The 18,151-nt window shown below is 42.9% G+C and carries 20 protein-coding genes and 1 pseudogene; 11 read left to right on the top strand and 10 right to left on the bottom strand.

The window, feature by feature from the left end:
* Positions 1-9 precede the first annotated feature (9 nt).
* The gene (locus tag G5T77_RS11505; protein ID WP_034170850.1) at positions 10-1,137 is read right to left on the bottom strand and encodes a Re/Si-specific NAD(P)(+) transhydrogenase subunit alpha; all 1,128 of its coding nucleotides are present in this window, start codon (positions 1,135-1,137) and stop codon (positions 10-12) included.
* Between the two features lie 968 nt (positions 1,138-2,105).
* Between G5T77_RS11505 and G5T77_RS11495 the strand changes: the two genes are divergently transcribed.
* Positions 2,106-3,293: an MFS transporter gene (locus tag G5T77_RS11495; protein WP_166135654.1), complete on the top strand. Its 1,188-nt coding sequence runs from the start codon at positions 2,106-2,108 to the stop codon at positions 3,291-3,293.
* 6 nt (positions 3,294-3,299) lie between these two features.
* On the opposite strand, the gene G5T77_RS11490 is transcribed toward G5T77_RS11495, so the two are convergent.
* On the bottom strand, positions 3,300-3,944 hold the full coding sequence (locus G5T77_RS11490) for a HEPN domain-containing protein (RefSeq protein WP_166135651.1): 645 nt from the start codon (positions 3,942-3,944) through the stop codon (positions 3,300-3,302).
* Positions 3,945-4,238: 294 nt separating this feature from the next.
* Between G5T77_RS11490 and dusA the strand changes: the two genes are divergently transcribed.
* A complete protein-coding gene (gene dusA / locus G5T77_RS11485) occupies positions 4,239-5,261 on the top strand; it encodes a tRNA dihydrouridine(20/20a) synthase DusA (protein ID WP_159123087.1) in 1,023 nt (340 codons plus the stop codon).
* Positions 5,262-5,310: 49 nt separating this feature from the next.
* Here dusA and G5T77_RS11480 read toward each other — a convergent pair whose 3' ends face one another.
* Positions 5,311-5,823, bottom strand: coding sequence for a hypothetical protein (locus G5T77_RS11480; RefSeq protein ID WP_166135648.1), 513 nt, complete (start codon positions 5,821-5,823; stop codon positions 5,311-5,313).
* Positions 5,824-6,045: 222 nt separating this feature from the next.
* A complete protein-coding gene (gene coaBC / locus G5T77_RS11475; protein WP_166135645.1) occupies positions 6,046-7,320 on the bottom strand; it encodes a bifunctional phosphopantothenoylcysteine decarboxylase/phosphopantothenate--cysteine ligase CoaBC in 1,275 nt (424 codons plus the stop codon).
* Positions 7,321-7,433: 113 nt separating this feature from the next.
* On the opposite strand from coaBC, the gene radC reads away from it, so the two are divergent.
* Together radC and G5T77_RS11465 are read left to right on the top strand one after the other, a co-directional pair.
* Positions 7,434-8,129 (top strand): DNA repair protein RadC, encoded by a 696-nt coding sequence (gene radC, locus G5T77_RS11470; RefSeq protein WP_166135642.1) that lies wholly within the window; start codon positions 7,434-7,436, stop codon positions 8,127-8,129.
* Positions 8,130-8,200: 71 nt separating this feature from the next.
* Positions 8,201-9,112, top strand: coding sequence for a bestrophin family protein (locus G5T77_RS11465; protein WP_004783652.1), 912 nt, complete (start codon positions 8,201-8,203; stop codon positions 9,110-9,112).
* Positions 9,113-9,190: 78 nt separating this feature from the next.
* On the opposite strand, the gene G5T77_RS11460 is transcribed toward G5T77_RS11465, so the two are convergent.
* Positions 9,191-10,042 carry a PHP domain-containing protein gene (locus tag G5T77_RS11460; RefSeq protein ID WP_166135639.1) on the bottom strand — a complete coding sequence of 284 codons (852 nt, stop codon included), beginning with the start codon at positions 10,040-10,042 and terminating at the stop codon, positions 9,191-9,193.
* 44 nt (positions 10,043-10,086) lie between these two features.
* Here G5T77_RS11460 and G5T77_RS11455 point away from each other — a divergent pair, with 44 nt between their 5' ends.
* The 4 genes from G5T77_RS11455 to mnmC are packed head-to-tail and all read left to right on the top strand — an operon-like array spanning position 10,087 to position 13,491.
* Positions 10,087-10,698: a septation protein IspZ gene (locus G5T77_RS11455; RefSeq protein ID WP_005233839.1), complete on the top strand. Its 612-nt coding sequence runs from the start codon at positions 10,087-10,089 to the stop codon at positions 10,696-10,698.
* Positions 10,699-10,726: 28 nt separating this feature from the next.
* Positions 10,727-11,029, top strand: coding sequence for a YciI family protein (locus G5T77_RS11450; RefSeq protein WP_166135636.1), 303 nt, complete (start codon positions 10,727-10,729; stop codon positions 11,027-11,029).
* 5 nt (positions 11,030-11,034) lie between these two features.
* On the top strand, positions 11,035-11,553 hold the full coding sequence (locus G5T77_RS11445) for a hypothetical protein (protein WP_166135633.1): 519 nt from the start codon (positions 11,035-11,037) through the stop codon (positions 11,551-11,553).
* 39 nt (positions 11,554-11,592) lie between these two features.
* Positions 11,593-13,491: an FAD-dependent 5-carboxymethylaminomethyl-2-thiouridine(34) oxidoreductase MnmC gene (gene mnmC, locus G5T77_RS11440; protein WP_166135630.1), complete on the top strand. Its 1,899-nt coding sequence runs from the start codon at positions 11,593-11,595 to the stop codon at positions 13,489-13,491.
* 160 nt (positions 13,492-13,651) lie between these two features.
* On the opposite strand, the gene G5T77_RS11435 is transcribed toward mnmC, so the two are convergent.
* A complete protein-coding gene (locus G5T77_RS11435) occupies positions 13,652-13,966 on the bottom strand; it encodes a rhodanese-like domain-containing protein (RefSeq protein ID WP_166135627.1) in 315 nt (104 codons plus the stop codon).
* A 91-nt stretch (positions 13,967-14,057) separates the two neighbouring features.
* Between G5T77_RS11435 and G5T77_RS11430 the strand changes: the two genes are divergently transcribed.
* Together G5T77_RS11430 and G5T77_RS11425 are read left to right on the top strand one after the other, a co-directional pair.
* Complete coding sequence (locus tag G5T77_RS11430; protein WP_004783667.1) at positions 14,058-14,546, top strand: YajQ family cyclic di-GMP-binding protein; 489 nt, start codon at positions 14,058-14,060, stop codon at positions 14,544-14,546.
* A 27-nt stretch (positions 14,547-14,573) separates the two neighbouring features.
* On the top strand, positions 14,574-15,077 hold the full coding sequence (locus tag G5T77_RS11425; RefSeq protein ID WP_166135624.1) for a DUF4442 domain-containing protein: 504 nt from the start codon (positions 14,574-14,576) through the stop codon (positions 15,075-15,077).
* Positions 15,078-15,134: 57 nt separating this feature from the next.
* Here G5T77_RS11425 and G5T77_RS11420 read toward each other — a convergent pair whose 3' ends face one another.
* From G5T77_RS11420 to G5T77_RS11410, 3 genes are read right to left on the bottom strand one after another with little or no spacing between them, the layout of a single operon-like run.
* Positions 15,135-15,560 (bottom strand): acyl-CoA thioesterase, encoded by a 426-nt coding sequence (locus G5T77_RS11420; RefSeq protein WP_004783671.1) that lies wholly within the window; start codon positions 15,558-15,560, stop codon positions 15,135-15,137.
* A gap of 21 nt (positions 15,561-15,581) precedes the next feature.
* Positions 15,582-16,016, bottom strand: coding sequence for a thioredoxin TrxC (gene trxC / locus G5T77_RS11415; RefSeq protein ID WP_034702471.1), 435 nt, complete (start codon positions 16,014-16,016; stop codon positions 15,582-15,584).
* Entirely contained in the window at positions 16,017-16,913 is an 897-nt protein-coding gene (locus tag G5T77_RS11410; protein ID WP_166135621.1) for an alpha/beta fold hydrolase, read from the bottom strand.
* Positions 16,914-17,038: 125 nt separating this feature from the next.
* Between G5T77_RS11410 and G5T77_RS11405 the strand changes: the two genes are divergently transcribed.
* Complete coding sequence (locus G5T77_RS11405; protein WP_166135618.1) at positions 17,039-17,374, top strand: TIGR01244 family sulfur transferase; 336 nt, start codon at positions 17,039-17,041, stop codon at positions 17,372-17,374.
* Between the two features lie 216 nt (positions 17,375-17,590).
* On the opposite strand, the pseudogene G5T77_RS11400 reads toward G5T77_RS11405, so the two are convergent.
* Positions 17,591-18,151, bottom strand: a pseudogene (locus tag G5T77_RS11400) (hypothetical protein); the annotation flags it as partial.

Below are 18,151 nucleotides of genomic sequence, written 5' to 3'. Positions count from 1 at the left end.
GTCTGCTCCTTAACCACGTTTTAACAGCACTTGGCCGCCGTGAGTGACAAGTAGGGCTTTTTGAATTTCATCTTCCTGATTCAGGACAAAGTTCTTATCTGCATCAAAAAGTGTTTCAACAAAGTTATACACGTTACGTGCATATAGCGCTGAAGCTTCAGTCGACACCGTTGATGGAATATTTGGAACACCCAGAATCTTCACACCATTTTCAGTCACAACAGTTTCACCGCACTTAGAACCTTCCACGTTACCGCCTGATTCCACTGCCATATCCAGAATCACTGAGCCTGGTTTCATCTTGGCTACAGTTTCAGCACGGATTAAGCGTGGTGCATCACGACCTGGTAACAATGCAGTGGTAATCACGATATCGGCATTCGATACCGCTTTATCGACAATCGCTGCCTGATCCTTGATGTACTGTTCACCTGGCATCCAGCCATAACCGTTTTTAGCTGCTTCATCAGCACGTGCCTGCTCTTCAGGAGACATTGGCACGTCTAGCCATTTACCACCCAAAGACTCAACCTGATCTTTGGCAGTCGGACGAAGGTCAGTTGCTTCTACGACTGCACCCAGGCGTTTCGCTGTTGCAATTGCTTGAAGGCCTGCTACCCCGACACCCATGATCACGACACGAGCCGGTTTTACCGTACCTGCCGCTGTCATCAGCATAGGGAACATGCGCTGATATTCAGCAGCAGCTAAAAGCACTGATTTATAACCTGCAAGGTTCGCTTGCGAAGACAATACGTCCATGTTTTGCGCACGTGATAGAGTACGTGGCAAAAGCTCAAGAGCAAATGCAGACACATTCTGTGCCGCGAACTGGTCAAGCTCGGTATTGCGGTATGGGTCAAACATCGCTACAACCGTGGTGTTGGCTGACAGCTTTTGAATTTCCTCACCCTTCGGTGCACGAACTTTCAAAACTATCTGGCTACCGGTGTAGGCATCATCCGTAATTTTGGCACCAACTTGCTCATAGGCACTGTCGATGTAAGCAGCTTTAACACCTGCTCCACGTTCGATCACCACACTATGACCAGCGCTGATCAATTTCTTTACTGTCTCAGGCGTCGCAGCGACGCGATTTTCACCGACGACAGTTTCGGCTGGAATTCCAATCTGCATGAGCGTCCCTCAAGCTAATTTTTTCTTAAGTAAACACCGTGATTTACGGTGCTTCCCCTCAGGATGTGTTTTTGTTGAATTTTTGGATTCTAATTAAACTTCTAGAAATTACTACCTATTATTTATTTAATAAATACCCATATTTTGAACTGACGATTCATAAAAATGATGCTGTCATATAGCATTTATTAGTTGAGCCTGATTATTTTGATTTGCTGAATTTATAAACGATATTCATTCTCTTGAACGATGACTGTTTTCTTGGTTATTTTTTATTAGATTACTTTTTGTTTTATTTTGTTACATTGATCATTCTGACAGATATTTCATTTTTTCTGCTCAGCAAATCTTTATTTCAAATGAACTGATAAAGCCTAAATTAAGGCACTTTTCTAGGGCAGTTTTCTGTTTTTGACCTTTTTGACAAATTTAATCTACTTTGGAATATTCATTTTTAAGATCAAAAAATACTGTTTTCCTATAACTTTTTCATTTTTCACTCATAAAAAATATGAATTGATGATGAACAAATTGATTTGGGATTCACTTACTTGACTTATTCAGCTCAAGTCTTAAGACTTGCCTGAAATAGGTGAAAAAAATATTCTGCAACATTTATTATATTAATACTCAGTCCACTGTTAGATTTACGAACTCTTCATTTTGCACCAATTTTGGGCAATCACTGATTCAGATTGATCTCTGTCACTTGGTCTTAAATGAGATGACTTAATACAAAGCGCTTCCACGTACATTTTCTTAAGTGAAAAAGTTAAATTTCTAGCGAATTTTCATCTCTTATCAATCCAGAAAAGTACTTTTTTGTGGCATTTCTCTTCTATGAGTGCGAGTACTTTGCACTATTTTTCTACTTTTATCCTGACGGGTTTTCGCCTATAGTGCCTGCAACTTCTGGATCATCTTTGATGTTCTTTATAAAAATTCTCCCTGAGCTTAAGGTACTTGCCATGTCTCCTCCTCTCGATATCAGTCAAAATAAATCTCTGTTATGGCTGATGGCGATCGCATGTGGTTTATGTGCAGGTGCAAACTATTATTGCCAACCGCTTATCTCCTCAATTCAGCAATATTATCAGGTACCAGAATCCCAAGTGGCGCTGACCGTGACCTTTGCGCAGGTGTCTTATGCCTTGGGCCTGCTGTTTATTGTGCCTTTGGGAGACATGCTGAATAAGTCCAGACTCATTCCTTTCTTGATGTTTGGTGCCGCATTAGGCTTGCTGATCTGTGCCACAGCAGTCAACCTGCCGATGCTCTGGGTGGGGACTATTATTGCTGGGCTATTTTCTGTTGCTGCCCAGATTCTGATTCCTTTAGCTACGATGGCTGTCCGACCTGAAAAAACCGGAGAAGTGGTCGGTTTTCTCATGAGTGGCTTATTAGTCGGTATCTTATTGTCGACCAGTATTGCCGGATTGCTTTCAGATCTGTTTCACTGGAAAACGATTTATACGCTCAGTAGTATGGCACTGCTGGTTTTGGGCTTTTATTTAAAAGGACAATTACCCAGCATGCCGCGTATGCGTATCAGCTATGCAGCAATTTTTAAATCCATGGGTATGCTAATGCGTGAGGAACCGCGACTGGGCTTACGCTCCCTGATTGGTGCATGTGCCTTTGCAGCCATGAGCATGCTCTTTTCAACCATTGCCCTGCTGCTGACCCAAAAACCTTTTCATCTTTCTGATGTGATGGTGGGCCTAGTAACCCTAGTTGGTGTTTTCGGTGCGCTATCGACTCAAGTTATAGGTAAATGGGCAGATCGTGGTTATATCAAGATCCTGACCTGGATTGGCTGTTCAATTCTGGCAGGAAGCTGGCTATTCTTATATTTTGGTGGCGTGTCCCTGCTCAGTTATATTCTGGGTTATGCCCTGATTAACTTAGGTCTGGCGATTACTCATAGCTGTAATCAGAACGTGATTTTCCGCTTGCGCCCGGATGCCAAATCACGCCTGAACTCTATTTACATGACGCTGTATTTTATTGGTGGTGCCTGTGGTTCAGCTCTGGGGGTATATGCCTGGCATCATGGTGGCTGGAGCATGACCTGTCTGTTTGGACTTGGCTTGGCATTATGTGCCACCCTGTTTGCGCTGATGGATCAATGGCAACAATATCGAGCAAAAGCTTAAACCGATTTAGCTGACTTGTACCACGGGATAGTAAGGTTTACCCGAATCCCAAGTCGCTGCATTTTCCAAAAGAATGCAGATAAAAGTGGGCAGTAACCCGGCCAGAACCCGACAGCTGTCTTGGAGCTGCTTTATATTAAATGAGCTCTGATAAGTCGCACCGCCCTGCATAAGCTGATAATGCAAGGTTGAAAGACGGTTAAAAATCACCAATAAAATTTCACTTAAATTCCGTTCCTGTACAGCCTTTTGTATTTTCTGTTTTTGCTGATCTAATGCTTCACGACAGCTTTCCAGACTGACTTTATGATGGCGATAATCCCAGAAACCTTGATCGGTATAAGGGCTATCCAGCAGTGTAGAAATTGGCTGGCTGTATTTTTCCCAGACAATATGCTGAAGTTTTTGCTCCACATCTTTTTGACAGAGGGTTTCCAGAAATTGATGCAGGCTTTGTTGATCCTGACGAACCTCTGTTTCTTGTGCATAGATCGAATTAAAACTGATCCACAGGCTAATAAACTTAAACTCTAATTCCTGATCCAGCTCTAATGCTTTTTTAAACCAGCTAAGTCCCCGTTGAATCCGTAAATTAAAATAGTCTGAATGCTGAGGTTTTTTGCTTTTATAAATCTCCTCCAACATGAGCATCGTTATTCTCCTTATTTATCTCGTTTTCTTTATCTTAATCTTAAATATCTCAAAATATAGCATTGCAGAATGACTGGGAGTTTATTTTTTCAATTCCCACAATTTCTCTTGTTAAATATCTTTATTGGAATGACAGTTATCGTTCCTCATGCAGTTCAGCCTTTGGTCATGCAAATTTTATGCTAGTATTACGCCCTCTTTTTGCAGTACTGCTTTTTTGAGCAGATTTCCAGCAATTCCTGCTCATTCTTGTACTGCTATTACTCTTCCATTTCATTTAAGGCGTGATTTTGAATGACTGATCTCAGCACCATTGAAAACAAACTTCAACCTCGCATCAGTGTTGCGCCGATGATGGACTGGACGACAAAAGATTATCGTTTCTTTGCGCGCCTGTTTAATCCAAATGTCATTTTATATACCGAAATGGTGACTACGGGCGCCATCATTCATGGCGATGCCAAACGCCATCTGGACTTCAATCAAGAAGAACATCCGATTGTGTTACAGCTCGGCGGTTCCAACCCTCAAGATCTGGCAACTTGTACTAAAATGGCTCAGGACTGGGGTTACAATGAAGTTAACCTGAATGTCGGCTGTCCGAGTGATCGGGTACAGAATAATAAAATTGGTGCCTGCCTGATGGCTGAACCTGATCTGGTCGCAGAATGTATTGATGCAATGCGTAATGCCGTGGATATTCCGGTCAGTGTGAAACACCGCATTGGTATTGATGACATGCATTCTTATGAAGAAATGCTGCATTTTGTGGATACGGTCGCCAAAACCGGTTGCGATAACTTTATTGTGCATGCCCGAATTGCTTTACTCCAAGGTCTTTCACCTAAAGAAAACCGTGAAATCCCGCCACTACGCTATGAAGATGTTTACCGTCTGAAGCAGGACCGTCCGAAACTGACCATTGAAATTAATGGCGGAATTAAAACTTATGCAGAAACGCTTGAACATCTCAAGCATGTCGATGGCGTGATGATTGGCCGCGAAGCCTATCACAACCCGTACCTGTTAGCTGAGCTGGGTCAACTATGGAATCTCGAAGCACCGGACCGTTTTGAGATCATGCAACAAATGCTGCCTTATATTGCCCAACGTATGGCTGAAGGTGCACCATTGTCAATTATTACCCGTCATATTTTAGGTTTATTTCAGAACTTACCAGGTGCACGTAAATGGCGTCAGGCTTTAAGTGGTGGCAATGCCAAAACGCTAAAAGATGTAGAAACAGCATTATTGAATATTCAGGAAGCCATGCAGCGCACTGAAGATTATCTGCGTGAACATCAAGTTCAGCCTTAAAATCAAAAAGCACCGAGACCCGGTGCTTTTTTATGACCTAAAATAAAAATTAGTGGGTATAGGCCGTAATATTTCCGACCGGAATCGGTTCTTCATCATAGGAAGCCGCTTGCAGAACAGGCTCTGTAACTGGACGGACATCTGGCCCTAACTCAATATTGGTAGGTTCATGCACAGGTTCCAGATCATCAAGTGATGAGGCCAACTGTTCCAGTTCACGATCCAGTTGCTGACGATATTTTTCAATCTCGATTTCATCGATAAAGGCAAAAGCATCATCTTCAATGGCCCAGCTATAACCACCATTCACCTTTGAAATTTTAACGTTAATGGGATATTCATTACCCTGATAATTCAGATGTGAAACTGCTTCAAACTCATTGCCTTTGCGATGGCGGATTTTTACATTTACTACAGTCAGACGATAATGCTGATAATTCGGATTGGCATTAAATTCTTGCTGCATTTGTCCTTGAATATTTCTGGCCAGTTCATCAATCGATACAAAATAGCTGCATCCAGCCAGACAGGCGATCATCAATATCATTATGATTTTTTTCATCCCGCCCCCTTGTGTTCTCTCACTGCTTTACAGATGTGTAAAACTTTTCATCTTTGGATTATTCTGTGATCCATTTTATACTTTTTTTAAATAAATGAATAAATAAATCCTTAGTCTATAAAGTCGTTTTTATTTTTATGTTGTACTGGCTTTTTAACTTCATGGTAAAAAAACCTATAAAAAAGCCCTGAACCAGTCAGGGCTTTAATCGTCATTTAAAACTTAAAAATCATCTTCTGCAGCAGGATCATGGTGCAAGGCATTATGGATCGCTTCAACCAGTTGCTGGGCAATTTCCTGTTTAGAGGCTTTGTCCAGATCACGCTTATCCAGATGATAGTGTTCGGCAAAGAATACCGTCATGGCATTTTCATCGGATGCAAAGCCAATATCCGCACGCGAAACATCATTGCAGGCAATCATATCCAGTTTTTTCGCCACCAGTTTACCCGCTGCATATTCTTCAATATTTCGGGTTTCTGCAGCAAAGCCTACCATAAATGGACGTTTTTCCTGCTGTGCGATGGTCGCCACAATATCCGGATTCTTTATTAAAGCGACATTCAGCTCATCGCCTGCTTTCTTGATTTTATGCTCGGCTACCTGTGCGACACGATAATCAGCTACTGCAGCGGTCGCAATGAAGATGTCACAACCCTGCTCCAGCATTTGCATGCTTTCATTCAGCATTTGCACTGCCGAAGAAACATTTTTACGTTTGACGCCATTTGGGGTATCTAGGCTCACCGGACCAGCAATCAGGGTGACATTCGCTCCAGCTGCATAACAGGCTGCTGCCAATGCAAAACCCATTTTCCCGGTACTATGGTTGGAAATATAACGTACCGGGTCAATCGCTTCACGGGTCGGACCAGCTGTAATCGTGACTTGCTTGCCCGCAAGCATGCCAAATTTTTCTGCAATCGCGCGCTGAGCTTTATGGAAATATTCTGTGACCTGACGTGCCAGCTCTTCCGGCTCCGGCATACGGCCCAAGCCTACATCACCACAAGCTTGTGAACCGGCATCCGGCATAATCACATGTACGCCATCTTCAATCAAAGTCGCAAGATTACGCTGGGTTGCTTTGGCAGCCCACATCTGCTGGTTCATGGCTGGTGCGACCCAGACCGGTGCATTGGTTGCCAGATACAAAGTGCTCAGCAAATCATCTGCAAGGCCTGCTGCAAATTTTGCCAGCGTGTCGCAGCTGGCTGGCGCAACCAATAACAGATCAGCCCAACGTGCCAGCTCGATATGCCCCATGCCCGCTTCAGCTTCAGGATCCAGCAACTCGGTATGTACCGGATTGCCTGACAAGGCTTGAAAGGTCAAAGGGGTAATGAAAGCCTGTGCGCCTTGAGTCATGACAACCCGCACATTAAACCCGGCATCTTTCAGACGGCGAACCAGAATGGCACTTTTATAGGCAGCAATACCGCCAGTGACTGCTAAAATGATATTTTTATGAGGAATTACACTTAGATCAAAGCTCACGAACAGCTTACCTTTCTGTTGCAGTGGGGCTCACAATAGCATTAAATAATTGCATTCCCAAGAGATCAGCTTCAGGGAAAACTCATAATTCATAATAAATAAGTCTAATAACTATGCAATTTTCAATCAAAAACTGGCCTGAACTGGAACGGCCGCGGGAACGTTTAATTCAATATGGGGCAGAAAGTTTATCTGATGCAGAACTGCTGGCCATTTTTCTCCGATCAGGATCACAACAGCATTCAGCCGTAGAATTAGCCCGGCTACTGATTCAACATTTTGGCCATTTAACTGCTTTACTTGATGCACCTTTAAAAGAAGTTAGCCAGTTTCATGGCATGGGCATTAGCAAATATACCCAACTGATGGCGGTTAAAGAATTAGGACGGCGTTATATTGCCGAGCATCTTAAACAGGATTCTTTAGAATTAAGTAATTCAAAAAGACTACGGGATTATTTACGTTTCGAATTATTGAGTGAAAATCAGGAAGTATTCGCGGTCCTGTGTCTGGACGCCAGTTTAAGGAAAATTGCATTTAAAAAGCTGTTTTATGGTTCTGTGAATGCATGTGATATTTCGATTAATCAGTTGCTCAGATATGCCATTACCCAACAGGCAACTTCAATTGTGATTGCGCATAATCATCCCTTAGGCCAAGCCACTCCTTCTAAGGCTGACCTGTATCTGACCCGCCAGATTCAACAGGCATGTCGACTGGTCGATATCCGTTTAATTGACCATTGCATCATTGCTCTGGAGGGCAGTTTTTCCTTTGCTGAGCAGCAACTCATCAAACCTGAAGTCTAAGGGGGAATAGCACTTGACAAAGCAGCTACAACTCAAGAAGATCATGAAAAAAATTGTGATGATTCCAATAAATGATCGTACGTGACCAGCAGAACGTTTTTAAATTATTATTTTCCTGGCGAGGAACGATTTTACCTAAGGTTTTACCTCCTTTAGGCGTGGTCATGCTGATTTCAGCCATTATTGGTGGTTTTTCACGTGTAGGTTATTTTCATTTTCCAGAACTCCCTCTCGTTGGCTTTACCCTCATTGGCGTAGTGCTGTCTATCTTTCTCGGATTTAAAAACACCGCCTGTTACGACCGCTGGTGGGAAGCACGTAAACTCTGGGGTATTCTGATTGCCAATGCACGTCATTTTGACCGCGACTGCCGAATGTTGTCTCAAGGCCGTCGTGAACGTGTGATTCAGCACGTTATCGTTTTCGCAAATGTCCTGCGGGACCGTTTACGTCATCAGACAGCCAATCCGACTGAGCTGGTGGAAACTAGTGGGATGAGCCAGCAGGCGATTACTCAGCTCTATCAACAGGCCAATGCACCGCAATATACCTTGAGTCTGATTCAGTGGGAGCTAATGCAAGCTCTCAAAGAAGGTGAAATCTCTGACATCATTTATATGCAGATGAATAATCATGTCGCGGAACTCAGTATTGTGCAGACAGGTTGTGACCGGATTGCGACGACTCCTTTACCTTTTGCTTATTCAGTTCTGCTGAATCGTACTGTTTATTTCTTCTGTTTTATTCTGCCATTTAGCCTTGGTGCAACCTTAGGTTTATTCACCCCTTTTCTGGTCGGCATTCTCGCTTATACCTTCCTAGGACTGGATGCTTTAAGTTCAGAAATTGAAGAGCCTTTTGGCACCCAAAGCAATGACTTACCCCTTGATTCTATGGTTCGTACTATTGAAATTGAACTCTTGGGAACTTTAGGTAAACCGACACCACCACCAATTCAGGCTCAAGATAATAATTTGCTTTAATAGGTTACCTCTCTTATCCAAAGAGAGAATTCCTTCACGTTGGGATGGGTAGCAGTGTTGCGACTACTGCTTAACTCATTAAATAAAACTCTCCCAGATCCCGATCTGTCCCGGTTTTAAACTTGGCACCTGACCGAGTTTAACCCACGGCATATTATCGCCATGAAAATCACTGCCAATTGAAACTTTAAGTCCTTGCTCTGCAATCATCCGGTCGACCATCTGACGGGTTGAACTTGGATCAATGGCGGGCGGCAACTCCACCGCATCTCCACCAAACTTGGCGAAGATCTCGATCAGATAACGAATATTAGTCGCGGATAAATCATAACGGGTTGGATGAGCTAGCACGGCAAAGCCACCGCTGTCATGTATGACCTGAATGGTTTCTTCCAAGCCCAGACCATCAAATTTGACATAGGCCTTTTTACCTTCCTTGATGTATTTATCAAAAGCCTGTTGTGGACGGGTCACAATGCCTTTTTCTACCAGCGTTTTGGCAATATGGGTTCGGGTAACCCGATCAGGAATATTGTCAACTTTGGCAATCACGTCAGCATAAATATCCTGGCCTATTAAAGGAACCAGAAGATCACAGATCTGTTTAGAGCGTTCGGCACGAATGATCTTCTGCTGATTGAGGGCTTTTTGTAACGGCTCAGGATTCTGAACATTGAGTGCCACAATATGCACGCCATAATTTTTCTTGGTCGCTGGACGTGACCACTGGCTGGAAATCTCGACTCCAGAAATTATCTTAATCTCATGATTTTTGGCAGCTTCTTCAGCCAGCACCAAACCGTCCATGGTGTCATGATCAGTCAGGGCCAAAGTATGGATGAATTTGTTCGCAGCCGCTTCGACCAATTGCTGAGGACTCAAAGTTCCATCAGAAATATTACTATGTGTATGTAAATCTACGCCGTGCATCTCTATACTATGACATTTATTTGATCAGATTTAGATACTCTAACATGAAAGCACTTTTAGACTTTGTGCCACTCATTATTTTCTTTTATTTATATAAAACTGTAGATCCAAAAGACACTGACCATCAACTTCTACAATTGATCGGTTCTGCGGGGGGTGTCGACAATAACAATATTCTCGTTGCAACTACGGGTCTGATCATTTCCATGCTGGTGGTCTATGGTGCGTTATTTGTCATGCAGAAATTTCGCCTGGACAAACAGCAATGGATTGTTCTGTTTATGACGGTGATCTTCGGTGGGATCACCCTGATGCTCAGCGACGATTTCTATATCCGTCTTAAAGCTGTATTACTGAATCTGGTCTTTGCAGGTGTCTTCCTGTTATCGCCATGGTTTAGCAAAGATAAGAAGCCACTCATCCAGCGTCTGTTTGGCCCAGTATTTAATTTGAGCGCCAAAGGCTGGCTTAAATTGAACTATGCCTGGGTGGGTATGTTTACCCTCATGTCATTTCTGCATACATTCTTTGCCTATTTATGGATGGATGGAAAATATTGGGGCGAATTTACTGCATTCGGTGACATGATCGTGATGTTTTCCTTTATCATTATTCAGTTTATTGTATTGCGCAAATACTTTAGAACAGCTGAATAAGTCCAACTACAAACGATAGAGAGTCATCATGCCATTATTCGTCGTTAGCTGTACCGACCGGGAAGGTACAGTTGAAAACCGCCTTGCGATTCGTCCACAACATCTTGCACGTCTAGAACAGTTAGATGCTGAAGGCCGTCTGATTGTTGCAGGTGCCATGCCTAAAGATCCAGCCAATCCTCAAGCCGGTTTCTATGGCAGCACCATCATCGTTGATTTTGACAGTCGTGAAGCACTGGATGCATGGTTACAGGATGAGCCATTCCTGAAAGAAGGCGTATACGCGCATATTGATGTGAAACCATTTAACAAAGCATTTCCTAAAGGATAAGGTTCATGCGCGCTGTTACCGCCAGTTTCATTGGCTTTTGTTTCATGATTCCTTCTGCCTGGGCTGTTGAAGTTTCTGCTCCAACTGCCTCGGCTACACAGCCAGCAGCTACTCCTGTTCAAGCTGTTACCACACAAGCACCTGCTCAGGGCGCTTCTGCACAGCAGGCTGGAATTATTCCAGCAGTTGCAACAACTGCTCAGACTGTTCAGCCGACTGAGAAAAAGCCGCTCACTGCAGAAGAAATCGCCAAGCAGAAAGCCCAGCAAGATGCCAAAGTCAAAGCTTTAGTCAAAGATCAGGCAACGCGTCTACAGCAACTGGAAAAAGCCAATCTGGAAGCCCTGTCACAAAATCAGGAATTGCAGCTCAAGAATGACAATCTCGGGGTTCAGGTACAGGTCTTGCAAAGTGAACGTAGTGCCCAGATGTTTCTCTACGGCGCTGCAACTTTGGCAGTCGGTGTATTACTTGGCTTTCTGATTGCGAGCTATGTTTATACCAAACGTCGCCGTCAGTGGTAATCTATAAGCCTTCCAAATATCTTTAAGGTTGTACCCGTTTTGTCGCATGCAATTCAAACTGCCGATCTGGATTGGCAATTGGTGGATGGCATTGATGTGCCTGTGTCCAAGCAATTTGGTGATGTGTATTTTTCCAAAGACAATGGATTGCTGGAAACCCGGCATGTCTTTTTAAATGGCAATGAACTTAGTACCCGTCTGGCCGATTTAAAACCTTTTGCATATTTCTGTGTCGGTGAAACGGGTTTTGGTACGGGTTTAAATATTCTGGCGTTATGGCAACTCTGGCAACAGGTTCGTCCGGATAATCAAAGCCATCTGCATGCGATTTCAGTAGAAAAATTTCCGCTTTCTAAAGCAGATTTAGTCCGTGCCTTAAATGCCTGGCCAGAATTGAAACCGCTAGCAGATCAACTCATCTCCCAATATCCAATGCCGATTGCCGGTTGTCATCGTCTCAGCTTTCCTGAAGAGCGTTTCAGTCTGGATCTGTGGCTGGGAGATGCACATGATGTCTTTCCTGTCATTGAAAAAACTGCACCTGTTAATGCCTGGTTTCTGGATGGCTTCGCACCATCATGTAATCCAGACATGTGGGAAGAAAATGTTTTAAATAACATTGTGCGTTTATCCGAGACCGGAACGACTTTTGCTTCTTTTAGCGTTGCAGGTGTCTTAAAACGTGGTTTAAAACAGCACGGCATCTCTATTTCCCGTCCACGTGGATTTGGGCATAAACGTGAAATGCTGAAAGCGATCTGGAATCCGGCTGAGGAAAGTAACCCATCTCCAGATCAGGAAAGTGCGCAAAAAAAAACTGAGTCAGCTTTAGAGATAAATGCTAGGCCTCGCCAGATCGCTGTGATTGGCGCAGGAATCGCAGGTTTAAGTACGGCATGGGCATTCACTCAGCGTGGTCATCAAGTCACGATTTACGACCAGTCAGCACCGCTTTCAGGCGGTTCCGGCAATCCCCTTGCCCTGATCAATCCTAAACTGTGTCCAGTTGAGCAAAGTGCTGAACATCTGATGACGGTGGCCTGGCAGCATGCCTTAATTCATTATCAGAAATTTAAAGCTTTTCGCTCAATTCAGGTCAATCAGCTTGCCTTAAAAAATCCTGAACAGCTTTTAGGATTGGCAGATGAATATCCCACAGAAATTCTTGCTGCTCAAAGTGCAGCAGACCAAGAGATTCAAACTGAATTTCCAGCTTTAAAACTATTAGCAGCGGGTGCAGTTTCACCTCATCAACTGCGTGATGAAATTTTGCAGCATCCTCTTATTCAGTATAAACAAGCCAAAATTAGTCATATTGAGGCTGCTGAACAACCTGAGTTATTTGCAGATCAGCAATCCTTAGGCAAGTTTGATCACATCGTTGTATGTACCGCACGTGATACCCAGCAATTCTTTGAACATTATCCAGTCCTGAAACCGATTCGTGGACAGGTCAGCTGGGTCAATAATCAAGATCAGCCATTGAATCAGGATACAGCCTATAGTTACGGCGGTTACTGTATGCAGCTCAATCCAGAACAACTGATTTTGGGTGCTTCATTCTATCCAGGCCGGGATGATGCAGAAGTCTTAGTAGAAGATCATGTGCATAATTATGAACTTATCCACAGTGTCTTTCCTGAATATGCACAGTTATTACCCTCTACCGAAACCTGGCAAGGTCGAGCAGCAGTACGCGCCCAGAGTCAGGATTATTTTCCCTTGCTCGGTAAGATGAATGTAGATCAAGAAGTTTACAGTTTTGCGGGTCTTGGCTCTAAAGGTTTTCTATTTGCACCACTGTGTAGTGAAATTCTGGCAGCCCAGATTTTGGGAGAAGCCTGCCCCGCACCTTCAAACTTGGTAAAAAAACTCGACGTAACACGTTTTCAAAAGAAGGTAAAAGCCAAGAAGCCTTATTTTAAGCCTCAAAATTAAAGAGCTCCTCCCTTTAATAAAGAGTGAGGAACACTGTTCCGCAAGGGGGGAAGTTTTAGAAAGAGTTTAATTCCCCTAAATCCTCCTTTAAAGAAGGGGGACTTTGAAGAAATCCAGACAACAAAAAAGCGCCCTTAGGCGCTTTTTTTCACAAGGTCAATTATGCACCTTGTTCCAGTGGCATACCTGCATCACGAGCAGCACGAGTACCACCCATCAGGATGACATATTCACGTGAGCTGTCAAAACCCTCTAACTTTTCAGCTGCACGTGGAGCTTTACTCCCGCCACCACATAAAATGTAAATCGGTTGATCCGCTGACACCTGAGTCAGGCTATTTGCTGAAAGATCGTTAATGGGCTGATTGACCGCCCCTTTCACGTGTGCTTCAGCATAAGCACTTGCATCTCGTACATCCCAGATTACAGCATTTTCTGGGAACTCAAATGTTGTAATTTCTTGTTTACGGATCATTGCGCACTCCTTTGATGTAAACAACACTTGGCAAATGAAGAAAACATCCCTAGCATCTCAGATATTCTTTCCCTTTGTAAAGGTCTAAACTATGCCTTCTTTCGATATTGTTTCTGAATTAGAAATTTTTGAAGTAAATCATGCGGTTCAAAATACCCAAAAAGAGATTGCAACCCGCTTCGATTTCCGTGGACAGGATGTTTCTATTGAACTAAATGAAAAAAACAAGGAAATCAAAATTAGCACAGAAAGTGATTTCCAATGTGAGCAAGTGTATACCATGCTGGAAAACCATTTCTTCAAGCGTAAAGTGGATATTCAGGCACTAGATCCACAAAAAATGACCGCTTCAGGCAAAAATGTAGTTCAGGTGATCAAGCTTAAAGATGGCCTTGACTCAGATACGGCGAAAAAAATTAATAAGGCCATTAAAGAAAGCGGCATTAAAGTGCAATCTTCAATTCAGGGTGACAAGATTCGTGTGACTGATAAAAAACGCGATACCTTGCAACAAGTCATGGCATTCCTGAAAGAACAACAATTCGGTCTGCCTTTACAGTTCAACAACTTTAAAGACTAAGATATTTCAACGTCTGAAGATGGAATTATGACAAAGAGCAACCGACTGACCAGACTGGTCAAAGCGACATCAAGATTACCGCAAGGTATACGTACTGCTTTATTAAGTAAGACCTTTGGCCGAGTGGTTCCGATGGTCGGTTCTGCCAAGATTCGCTATCAGGAAGTCAGTGCTTCCAAAGTCGTGGTAAGTATGGCCAATCATAAGGTCATGCAGAACCATATCGGTCAGATTCATGCATGTGCGATGGCACTGCTGGCAGAAACAGGGACCGGTTTTGTGACTGCGATGAATGTGCCTGACAGCGCAGTGGTTCTGATTAAAAGCCTAAAAGTGGACTTTAAGCGTCCAACCAAAGGTGCCATGACTGCGGTGGCTACGTTGACTCCTGAACAGCAGCAATTGATGCAAAGTTCAGAAAAAGGTGAAACACTGGTACAAGTAATCGTAAGCGATGAATCTGGTGAAGCACCGATTCAATGTGAAATGCTCTGGGCTTGGATTGCCAAGAACCAGTTGAAGCCAGGCTAATTTCAATACAGACAAAAAAATCCCAGATTATTGATCTGGGATTTTTTATTTAATGAATTATGAGTTCTGCTGAGATTCTGCAAATTTCTGTTTTGCTTCATCTGGAATTGGACGTTTATTGCCTTTGACATCCACTGCGACAAAGGTAAATACCCCTTCAGTCACGCGTACAGGTGCACGTGAGTTATCATGACTGTCCCATACTTCGATTTGCATCTGGATTGAAGTATTACCGACTTTTAGAATTTTGGTATAGCAGCTAATGACATCGCCGACTTTCACAGGAACCAGGAAGGTCATCTGGTTAATCGAAATCGTTGCACAGCGTCCTTTACTAAAGCGCTCTGCATGAATTGCTCCCGCCAAGTCCATTTGTGAAACAATCCAGCCACCAAATACATCTCCACTCCAGTTGGTATCCGCAGGCATTGCAATCGTCTGCAGGGAAAGTACTCCCTCTGGTTTAATATGAGAATCTGTCACTTGAACTCCAGGCTTTTTAAATTAGGATTGAGCATTATTTAACTGCTGATCAAGCCACTTTTGTAGTTCGCTTGAACGTAATGCACCGCTTATTCTAGCAATTTCATTGGTTTTATTCATCAAAACCAGCGTTGGAATACTACGCACATTAAATGCTGAGCTTAATCGCGGATTCGCTTCGGTATCAATTTTAGCAAATACCACCCGTGGATTTTCTTTTGCTACAGCAGCAAAATGCGGTGCCATCATTTTACATGGACCACACCAGTCTGCCCATAGATCAATCAGGATGGGAAGATCACTATGGGTGACAAACTGACTAAAGTTCTGTTCATTTAGCTCAATCGGCGCTAATGGAACTAAAGCTTGATGACACTGACCACATGCGGGATCGGCCGTTAATTTTTCTTCAGGCACACGATTTTTAGCCTGGCAATTCGGGCATACAATGATCATCTAGCGCACTCCAATATGTTGATGTAAGAATTCTAATTGGGTCGAGACTGCTTTTTCAAACCATTCACCATGATAAATATCAAAATGCCGCATATTCCACTCATGATATTGTACAAATGGTGCAATATTGGTTGCGGTTTCCCGACTGGCTTCAATGGGAATCAGGCTGTCTTGTTGTGCTGCGATAAACAGGACAGGAATAGTGATTTTGCGGACTTCCTGAATAGGACGATAACGCATCAATTTAAAGAATACCCGGGCTGGGATATGACCACTCCAGTAATAATCTGGATTCACAATGGATAGATATCCTTCATAACTGTCTTGTGTCGGCATAAAACAGAGTTCATGACGATCAACCACCGGCAAGGTCTTGGGCGCCATTCCTACCTTTGCCCCCATATAATCCTGACTGGAAATCTTCAGGGCTTTGGGCAATTGCTGCAAAGGATAAAGTTTGGCACTTTCTGCACCATCAACAAAGGGTACCTGTACCATTACCGCCTGAATATTTTTTAGTTCTGCGGCCAATGTCAGTACATGCCCGCCACTCAACGCTGTTCCCCATAATACAATCCGTTTAGCATCAATGGATTTACGTGCCTGCAAATGCTGAATCATTGTACGCCAGTCTTCAAGTTGAGCACTGATTGAAACCAATTCACGCGGACGCCCGGTACTACCTCCCCAATAGCGATAATCAAACAGAACCACCGCATAACCTGCACTGGCAAAACGTTGGGCATATTGTACCAGTTTAAAATGACGTAAAGCAGCCAGGCCATGAGCCATCAGGATCACAGCTGGTTTGTCAATCTGTTGAGGACGATAGAAATCCGCAGCAATCACTTCCTGACCGCTTTTGACATACAGTGGTTCGACTGTATAGGCGTACATACGCGCTCCATTGCGTTATTTTATAGTTGTAATCGTTTATAAATTTTTCAGAACTAGGCCATCATGTTTTCAGCTTAATGCTATCATAAAGCATATCAAGATAAATGACATAATGGAGTGACATCATGAGCGAAAATGTAGGCTTTGCTGGCCAAATTGGTCCTGAACATATCTCTCAAGTAGTTGAAAAAGGTTTTAAATCAATTATCAATAATCGTCCGGATATGGAAGGTGGCCCTGAACAGCCAACCAGCGTACAAATTGAGGAAGCTGCTCGTAGTGCAGGTCTGGATTATGTCTTCCAGCCAGTAGTTGCTGGCCAGATTACCGAGCTTGATGTGCGCACCTTTGCTAACCATTATAACGAATTACCAAAGCCGATCTTGATGTTCTGCCGTACAGGAAATCGCTCCAACAATTTATATCTGCTGGCGAAACAGATGGATCTGCTGGATGATTAAGATATTTGGGGGAGATGTACTTTTAGTCAACATCTCCTTTTAGTTTCAGAGCTCGACCTATGAATAAATTCTTACTGGTTATATGTTGCAGTCTTGCATTGATGGGTTGTAGTTCAATGCATTTTAAGCCTACTGTGGGTGTCAGTATGGGAACTTCTGTTTAACTTTTAAAAAGAAGTTCTCAAAAAAAACAGCGCCGAAGCGCTGTTTTTTTTATTAATTAAGAATATATTCTTTTTTACGTACTTTTCCATTTGGTGCAGTAATACTTAAAATCAGACTATCACGTTCATCACAGTCTTTAAGCTTATATTCATAATAAACTTGAGAACTTGTTTTAAAGCTATTAGGAGTTAAAAGATTAAATACATTTGGCACTGTAGCATTTCCGCTCCATAACTCTGCAGTACATGATTTTTCATTGTCTTTAGTATTATCTTCAGCAGTCACTGATACTACTGTTCCTGTTGGCATTGGTACTGATTGAGCATTATTACCAAAAACATTAAAACTGAATTTAGCTCTATCTGTAATTTTCTCATCTACTACAGTAGGGGTGTCGTAGCTGAAAGCAAATATCAACTGTTGACGTATTACTGCTTGCAAATTCTGATTACAAGTACCTTGTATATTAGGCTGTGTGATACTACTTGGTGTACAAGTATTACCGATGGCACCTCTCTTATATAAAAACTCACCAAGCGCATTTTCAAAGATATTATTTTCATTATCATCACGGAAAAAATCACCAATATTACTAGGGTGTGTTGACACTTT

The organism is Acinetobacter sp. GFQ9D191M, assembly GCF_011174875.1.
Classification (GTDB): domain Bacteria; phylum Pseudomonadota; class Gammaproteobacteria; order Pseudomonadales; family Moraxellaceae; genus Acinetobacter.
The sequence above is the reverse complement of the archived record's forward strand: the minus strand, read 5'-3'. Positions and strand labels throughout refer to the sequence as shown.